At 67.5% G+C, this 8,834-nt stretch carries 3 protein-coding genes; 2 read left to right on the top strand and 1 reads right to left on the bottom strand.

Annotated features, from left to right (window positions below):
• Positions 1-478 precede the first annotated feature (478 nt).
• Positions 479-7,033, top strand: a complete 6,555-nt coding sequence (locus tag ABZT17_RS44310) for an RHS repeat-associated core domain-containing protein (protein ID WP_356357862.1) — start codon at positions 479-481, stop codon at positions 7,031-7,033.
• Positions 7,023-7,742, top strand: a complete 720-nt coding sequence (locus ABZT17_RS44305) for a hypothetical protein (RefSeq protein WP_356357861.1) — start codon at positions 7,023-7,025, stop codon at positions 7,740-7,742. The genes ABZT17_RS44310 and ABZT17_RS44305 overlap by 11 nt, the downstream gene beginning before the upstream one ends.
• Positions 7,743-8,159: 417 nt before the next feature.
• Here the strand turns inward: ABZT17_RS44305 and ABZT17_RS44300 are convergent, their stop codons facing one another.
• Positions 8,160-8,774 carry a LysR family transcriptional regulator substrate-binding protein gene (locus tag ABZT17_RS44300; protein WP_356357860.1) on the bottom strand — a complete coding sequence of 205 codons (615 nt, stop codon included), beginning with the start codon at positions 8,772-8,774 and terminating at the stop codon, positions 8,160-8,162.
• Between the last annotated feature and the right edge of the window lie 60 nt (positions 8,775-8,834).

The raw sequence follows: 8,834 nt of genomic DNA, 5'->3' as shown, positions 1-8,834 counted from the left end.
CTTCTTCCCCCCTGGGAGCTTCTCCTTGGTTGTGAGGGGGGATTGAAGCATCAGGTGATCCGGTGACGCCAGCCCGGATTGTTGACCGTTCCGTGTAGACAGCACGTGTGACGCATGTCACGTAATTACTTCTGCCGGGGCTTGGTCTGGTCTGGCATTCAATGTCCGTTTCGTTGATCTTTCCCTGGATGTTTGCTCCTGGTTAAGTTCCGCTCCGGTCTTGTGGCCGACCTGTGGGTTTCGAGTGAGACACGCAGGTCGGCCAGGGCGCTTTGTGAAGTTTTCTCGGGGTGGGGCCTGCGCTGTCGCGGCCGCGTGCCATGTCTGGTGAGGGGACGCGATGTCGTCGCGGTTGAAGAGTTTGGTGCTGGTCGTTTCCGGTGCCCTGATGGCGGGTCTGTTGTCCGGAGTGCCGGCGGTGGCCTCGCCGCAGTCGACGTCGCAATCGGCAAAGCCGCACGTCAAGCGGACGCCGGCGGTGCCGACGCGAACCGCGTCAGCAGTCCGCAGGGACGAGTCGGACCCGACTCCCACCAAGCCCGCCAAGTCCGCGTGGCCGAAGTCGACCGGCGCCCTGGTGAACCTGAACGGTGTCAAGCCGGGCAAGGCCCTGGCGGTGGCGCCGTCCGGCGCGGTGGTCGACGCGGCCGGGAGCACCGTGGACGCGAAGGCCGCCGTGGTGTCGGTCGGGCCGGCGGCGTATCGCGACCTGCTGAAGAACGCGCCGGAGTCAGGCGTGTTGGGCGGCTCCGGGGCCGCCAAGGCGAAGTCGGCGGCGCCCGCCTCGGTGGACGTCGAGGTGCTGGACCGCAAGGCGGTGGCCCCGGCGGGCGGTGTCGGGCTGGGCGTCCAGTTGACCCGCAAGGACGGCGTCAGGGCTGCGGGCCTGGTGCGCGTCACGCTGGACTACTCCGGCTTCAAGAACGCCTACGGCGGTAACTTCGCCTCGCGGCTGCGGCTGGTGAAGCTTCCGGCGTGCGCGCTGACCACACCCAAGGCCAAGGGGTGTTCGCCGGGCGACCGGAAGGTCGTGGCGGCGACCAATGACGTCAAGAGCGGGACTCTGACCGCGACGGTCCAGGCGGACGGTGACCCGGCGGGCGCGCTACTGGGGCAGCGGTCGCTGGACGGCGAGGCCTCGGGCGCGTCGACTCAGTTGGCGCGATCGGCGCCGTTGGCGGCGACATCCACGTCGTCGGGCACGGTGTACGCGGTGGCCTCGGGATCCTCGTCGGACGCGGGGGACTACCGGGCGTCGTCGCTGAGTCCCTCGGGTGCGTGGAATGTGTCCACCGGTTCGGGTGCCTTCACCTACAACCTGCCGATCCAGCTGCCGAAACCTCCGGCGGGCTCGGCGCCGTCGCTGTCGCTGTCGTACAACTCGCAGGCGGTGGACGGTCTGACGTCGGCAGACAACACGCAGGCGTCCTGGGCGGGTCTGGGCTGGGATCTGAACATCGGCTACATCGAGCGGCGTTACCGCAACTGCAGCCAGGACGGCGTCTCCAATGTCGGTGATCTGTGCTGGGACTCCCCGAACACCGCGAAGGAGCCGGACGGCGCTGTCTATGTGATCAGCCTGAACGGGGTCAACTCCGAGCTGGTGCAGGACAACACGGGCACCGGGTCGTACCACGTGCAGGACGATCCGGGCTGGCGGGTGCAGCACCTGACCGGCGGGCACGGCGCGGACGACGAGTACTGGGTCATCTCCGCCCAGGACGGCACCCGCTACTACTTCGGCTGGGGTCGCTCCGAGCGCACGGACCCGGACGCCAACTGGGACAAGTACACCCACTCGGTGCTGACCGTGCCGGTGGTGGGCAACAACTCCGGTGAGCCGTGCTTCTCCCAGTTCCCCGAGCCGTGCACCCAGGCCTACCGGTGGAACCTGGACCGGGTGGTGGACGCCAACGAGGTGGAGACCTCGTACTTCTACGAGAAGCAGCAGAACCACTACCGTTCGGTGATCTCCACCGACAAGGCGCGCGCGTATGACGCGGCCTCGTACCTCACGCGGATCGAGTACGGGTGGGCGTCGCAGATCACGGGGGCGCAGCTGCCGGCCGAGGTGACGCTCTCCCATGTGGGCCGGTGCGTGGAGCGGATGTCGGAGACGGATCCGCTGAAGAACGCGGTGTCGGACTGCCCGTCGCTCTCCGGCCACCCGGACTCCTACCCCGATGTGCCCACCGACCTGATCTGCGACGGCACCGCGGCCGACGACTCCTGCAGGAGCATCTCCGGAGTCACGTACTCGCCGACGTTCTTCTCCACCGACATGCTGTGGGACATCCACACCTGGGTGCGGGACACCGACACCTCGGCCTGGGATCCGGCGATGCAGTACCAGATGAAGTACGGCCTGCCCGATCCCTCCGGCACCATCGGCAACCAGCTGTGGCTGGACTACGTCGAGCGCAAGGGGTACGGCGACGGCCCCGACATCACCCTGCCCACCATCAACTTCAACGGTGAGTGGAAGGACAACCAGGTCGGCGCGAGTCTGCTGAACTTCCGGCGGGTCAACGAGGTCCACGGCGACCTGGGATCTTTCGTGGATGTCACCTACTCCCAGCCGGACGCCTGTGACATCAACAACCTGCCGAGCGAGTCCTCGAACACGCAGGACTGCTTCAAACAGACATGGACACCGGAAGGCGAGACGAGCGAGCACTCCGGCTGGTTCAAGAAGTACCTGGTGACCAAGGTGACTTCGGACGCCGGTGTGGGCAAGGGCGCCGACGACGACGGCGACCCGGTGATGACCACCACGTACGAGTACAACGGCGGCGCGGGCTGGGCCTTCCCCAACGACCCGCTGACCCCGGACAGCGACGAGTCCTGGTCGGACTGGCGCGGCTACCAGCAGGTCGAGGTCTTCACCGGCACCAAGGACAACGCGGCCTCGACGTACTACTGGCTGTACCGCGGCCTGGACGGCGACCGCACCTCCAAGACCGACTCCTCCAAGACGCGCACCGTGAACGTGAGCGACGGAAACGGCACCACCTACGCCGACCACCCCTGGTTGGACGGCTATGTGCTGGAGTCCAGCCGGCGCGACGGCACCGGTCAGTCGCACCAGCGGGCGTGGCACACCTACTGGGCCTACGACACCGCCACCTACGACGGGCTGCCCGACGCGCGGTTCGTGCGGGAATCGACGACCACCACGGACGACCTGGTCTCGGGCGGGAACTGGCGCAGACACATCGTCAACAACGTCTACGACAACTCCTCCTCCGTGAGCACCACTTACGGTCTGCCGGTGCGCACCGAGGACATGGGCGACAACGCGGTCACGAACGACGAGAGGTGCACGGTCTACGGCCGGGCCTACAACACCGACACGTTCCCCGGCTCCGACGTGAAACGGTGGATGGTCCTCCTCGACGAGACGATCCACCACGCCAGCGACTGCGCCGGCCGCACCAGCGCCAACATCGACAGCGACACCATCAGCCTGTACGACGGGGCGACGTCGCTGGCCACCGACAAGCCGACCGACGGCAATGTCACCACCGCGATCACCGACCTGGACGCGACGCACTCCCGGACGGTCACCAACACCTACGACGCGGCCGGCCGCATCCGGTCCACGACCGACGCCAAGGGCAACGCCGGTGCCGCCGCGGAGAAGGCGTACCACACGACCACGACGACGTACTCGCCGGAGACGTCCTGGCCGACCAGCGGAGTGAAGGTCACCACGCCGGACCCGGACGGGGCCGGTTCGGCGGCGGCGACGAGTACCACCACCTGGTACTCACGGCTGTGGGGCAGCCCGTACAAGATCCTGGACGCCAACGGGCAGACCGCCCGCGTGGACCACGACTCCGTCGGACGGGTCTCGGCCGTGTGGAAGCCGACCGAGATGGGCGGCTACAGCGCCGGCACCACACCGTCGATGCGGTACACGTACACCATCACCACCGCGACCAACTCCGATGGCGTGCCCTACCTGGTGAACCGTACCGACGCACCGCCCGTGATCAAGAGCGAGAGCCTGCAGTCCGGCGCCACGTACGTGTCCTCGTACTCCTACATCGACGGTCTGGGCCGGGCCCGCGAGACCCAGACGACGGCCCCAGGGGGCGCCGGCCGCACGGTGGTCTCCACCCGGTACGACACCTCCGGCAACGTCACCGGCACCTCGGCCCCGTTCTACAACACCAGCAGTGCCGGTTCCGGCATGGTGAACCCGACCGTTGCCTCGCTGCCGTCCTACACCGACCTGCTGATCGACTACGCCGGGCGCACCACCCAGTCACGGATCCTGGTCAACGGAAACGCCCAGATCCAGGGCCAGACGATCACCAACTACCACGGTGACTACACCACCACCATCCCGCCGGTGGGGGAGCGGACGAACACGTACACCGACGTGTTCGGCCAGACCACCGAAGTGGTGGAGTTCGGCCCATCGACCTACCACACGAACTACGAGTACAACCGCTCCGGGCAGCTGACGAAGATCACCGACGCCAAGGGCAACATCACCAGCTACACCTACGACTGGGCCGGCGAGCGCAAGACGACCACCGACCCGGACGCCACCACCGACCCAGCCACCAACACCGGTTCCTCGTCGACCACGTACGACGACAACGGCAATGTCCTGACCGCGACCGACGGAACCAACACCACGGTCACCTATACGTACGACAACCTCGACCGGCCCCTGACCGTGAGCCAGGGCAGCACGGTACTGTCCGCCCGCACCTACGACACGGTTGCCGGCGGTCTCGGCAAGCCCGCGACGGCCACCTCGTACTCCGGTGGCAAGGCGTACACGACCGGGGTCAAGGGGTACGACGTCAACGGCCGACCCACCGGCACCACGTACACGCTGCCCAGCGACACCATGGGCATGGCCGGCACCTACACGTACGACTACGGCTACGACGCGGCCGGGCACCAGACCAGCGTCCACTACCCCGCCCTCGGCGGGCTGCCCGAGGAGACGGTGACCACCGCCTACGACGGCCTCGGTCTGCCCACCAAGGTCACCGGCTCGCTGGGCACCACATATGTCGACGCCACCAACTTCGACACCCTCGGCCGCCTGACCGGCCGCACCTACGGCACCACCGCAAGCACCACGACGACGGCGCAGCGCAGCTACGCCTACGACGACGCGACGGGCACCGGCTGGCTGAACAACATCACCACGACCACCAGCACCAAGGGCACCGTCCAGAACGACACCTACACGCGCGACGCGGCCGGCCAGACCACCGCGCTGAAGGACAACCTCACCGGTCAGAGCGAGTGCTCCACCTACGACGAGCTCAACCGCCTCACCCGGGCCTGGACCACGGAAGCCTCCACCGGCTGCTCCGGCGCGTTCACCCCGGACCTGACCAGCACCACCCTGTCCCCCTACCAGCAGGACTACACCTACGACGGCATCGGCAACCTGCAGAAGGTCACCAGCACCACCTCCGCCGGCGCCGCCGTCCGCGACTACGTCTACCCCGGCTACTCCGCCGACCAGTCGACCTACACCGCGGGTGCCGCCCAGCCGCACGGCGTCACCAAAATCGTCACCGCCGGCGGTACCGACACCTACAGCTATGACGCCGACGGCCGGATGAAGTCCCGCACCGAATCCGGCATCTCCACCGACTACGCCTGGAACCCGCTCAGCCAGCTCGTCCAGACCACCGTCCATGCCACCGGCGGCAACAAGACCACCAGCAACATCTACGACGCCGACGGCAACCTCCTGGAACGGGCCGCCCCCACCGAGACCGTTCTCTACCTCGGTGGCCAGGAATTCCACAAGGCCGTCACCAGCGGCTCGACCCCCATCGGCACCCGCTACTACAGCGACGCCACCTCCACCTGCGCCATGCGCGTCGCCGGCACCGGTAACGGCACCCTGACCTGGCTGATGTCGAACGCGCAGAACTCCAGCCAGCTCACCATCGCCGCGACCACCGGCGCCGCGACCCGTCGCCAATACCTCCCCTTCGGCGCCCAACGAGGCAGTACATCGCTGCCCACCAGCACCGACCGCGGCTTCCTCGGCAAAACCGAGGACGACTCCACCGGCCTCGACATCCTCGGCGCCCGCGCCTACGACCCCACCCTCGGCCGCTTCCTGAGCACGGACCCACTGACCAAGCCGTACGATCCCCAAGGCCTCAACGCCTACACCTACTCCCTCAACAACCCGACCAACTTCAGCGACCCCTCAGGGCTCGACCCGTGCGGCGGCCTGAAATGCGGCCACAAGGGCGACAAATGCAGCGACCCTGACATCTACTGCGCTGCTTCCTTCCCCGACGGCACCGCTGACCCGACCGGGGGCTCGACGTACATCGGTGGTGGTGGCGGTGGTGGCTGCAACGGCAGCTGCGTCCAGGCTCTGGACACCCTCGTCAGCGGAGAGCAGTCCGGTATTCACAAACAGCTCGCCATTCAGCTGCAGAAATACATCCTGGCCACCGCGGGAAACACCCGCCCGTGCACTCGGGGTGCCTCGGTCAACAGCGGCGAAGCCGCCGCGTGCAACTACCTCAGCGGCCAGTCTTCGCAGCTCAGCTGGCGGGACATCCTGGCGCTGTGGGCCGACGGGAAGGGCGATGTGAACAACATCCCCTTCGATGACGGAAGTCCGTTGACCCAGGACCTCATGATGGACGCGTCCCACAAGCAGATCATGGCGAACCTGGCGCGGAAGATCATCGGAGCGGGATTCGCGGCCCCGGCGAGTGAACTCGGAGGCAATGCGGATCACGCGGACGCGAAGTCGAATATCGGAAAGGACCTGCTCGGTATGCTCACGGACGGCGGGGCCGGAAGCGAAACTCCCGCCGCCTTCCTCGGCAGCTACAACATCGAATACCAGGTGATCGCACAGTCGAAGGAATCCCGCTCCTTCACAGTCGCCTTCGCCTCGTACAACAAGACCGGGGTATCCTCCCTGACGCATGCCCCCTTGGTGAAGGACGTTCCCTCCGGTCATGCCTTCGCCAGCATCGCGCAGGAGTTCTACGGGACGGTGACGGTTCGTGTCCAGTGACTCCGAGGTCGCGAGGCGGGTCGACCCCGCGACTTTGCTGGCCAGGACGGCACGGCTCGTCGCGCTGTCACTCCTGTTCGTGTCGTACGTGGCGTACCTGTGCCAGGAGTTCCCGATTCCGAGTACTCAGGACGACCTGGTGAAGGCCCTCCGGTCGGACCGGCCTCCGGTGGTCGAGATCGCGTACGACGATCGCGGAGTGAACCTGCTCTGGGAGACGGCTCCACTGATCTACCGCGAACTGCGCACCCAGGTACCGGGCGAGGTCGGCGACCACGAAGTCGCGGCCGTGGAAGACGCGATCGCGGCCAAGGCGGGCATGCGCGTCAAGGATCTCCCGTTCCGGGACTGGCGCACCGACCGTGAACCAGGCGGCCTGAGCGTTCTGCTGCCCGCGAGCTATCCGCTCTTCCTTCGGTCCACCGCCCTGAGTTGGGCCGCGGCCGGCGTGGGGGTCGCCGTGCTGATCGCGGCTTACGCTCTGCCGCGCAGATACCAGCGGGTGAAGAACCGTGGGGTGTGGTTCACCATCTGCCTGACCACCGGGTTCGGATTCTTCACCTTCCTGTGGCTCGAACCTTGTGTGGCCCCCGCCACCGGTGAGGCGACCGAGCTCAAACCGCGGTACGCGTGGGGCGCGTCGCTCGCGACCGGCGTGGTCCTGGCGCTGGGGGGGTGGGGGCTGGTGCATGCGATGCGGTGGATGTAAGAGGGGTTAAGGGATGGATGGGGGGGCCGCCGATCGGGTGGATGGTGATCGACAGGGGGGCTGGGCGAGGGCGGCGGACGGCGAGGGTGGTGCCGGGGACGCATCCGGCAGGCCGCCGCTCAGCCGGGTTACCGCCCCGACCCCGGGGCCCGTGGTCTGCGCCGTCGCGGAACTCCTTGACCGGCGTGTGGACGGCATCACCTACGCGGCGATATCGCCTCGGCGGAACGTACCCGGGGTTTCCGGAAGGTGCTGCGCGCCGAGGGCGTGACCGTGCCCGAGCGGTCGATCGTGCGCGTCGGTGGGGAGATCTCGGCGGGCCGCCGCCCCACCACGGGACGCGTTTGGGACGCGGCATCATGAAGGGCGCTTCGGGGACCGAAGTCGTTGCACATCGGGGCACTGTGGACGTGACGCTCACTCAGTTGCGGGCTGGCAGAGGAGGTTTGTACCGCACCAGTTCTGCTGGTGGAGATGGTCGAGCATGGCTGCTTCTGCCGAACCCGGATTGCGCCGGACGCCGACGAGAACGGGCTCGGTCAGGGAGGGCAGTAGGGGGCAGGCCAGTTCTTCGAAGCCTTCGGGGATGGCCGAGGCCGGGACCACGGTGACGCCCAAGCCCTGCGCCACGAGCCGCACCGCGGTGGAGATCTGCGACGTTCGGGCCACCGTGTGCGGGCTGAGGCCCGCGTCGGCGAGCAGGCGGGCGAGGTAGTCGTCGAGCAGACTGGCGCGCCGGAACCGGATCCACCCCTCTGACGCCAGGTCTTCCAGGCGCAGGGCGGTGCCGGTCGAGACCAGCGGGTGCCCCTTCGGCAGGACGGCGACATAGGCCTCCTCGCCCAGATGGTGAGTGTCGAAGGTGCACCCGGCGGGGAAGCGGTGCACGAGGATCATGTCGAGGGTTCCCTGGCGGACCAGTCGTTCCATGTCCGCGGGATCGGGTTCCTCGTGGAGAGTCACCTGCAGCTTCGGGTGACGCTTGCGCAACTGCCCCAACACCTGGGGCAGTTGGCGTGCTCCCAGGCCCATGTGGACGGGGCCTTCCCCGTGATCGTGGACACCGATTGTCATGCGGCGGTGGCCAGCGTA

This window comes from Streptomyces sp. NPDC005648, from assembly GCF_040605395.1.
GTDB lineage: Bacteria > Actinomycetota > Actinomycetes > Streptomycetales > Streptomycetaceae > Streptomyces.
The sequence above is the reverse complement of the archived record's forward strand: the minus strand, read 5'-3'. Positions and strand labels throughout refer to the sequence as shown.

Bases quoted from the DNA above. Each gene is read 5' to 3' on its own strand.
- ABZT17_RS44300 (WP_356357860.1), bottom strand. From the start codon at position 8,774: ATGGGCCTGGGAGCACGCCAACTGCCCCAGGTGTTGGGGCAGTTGCGC.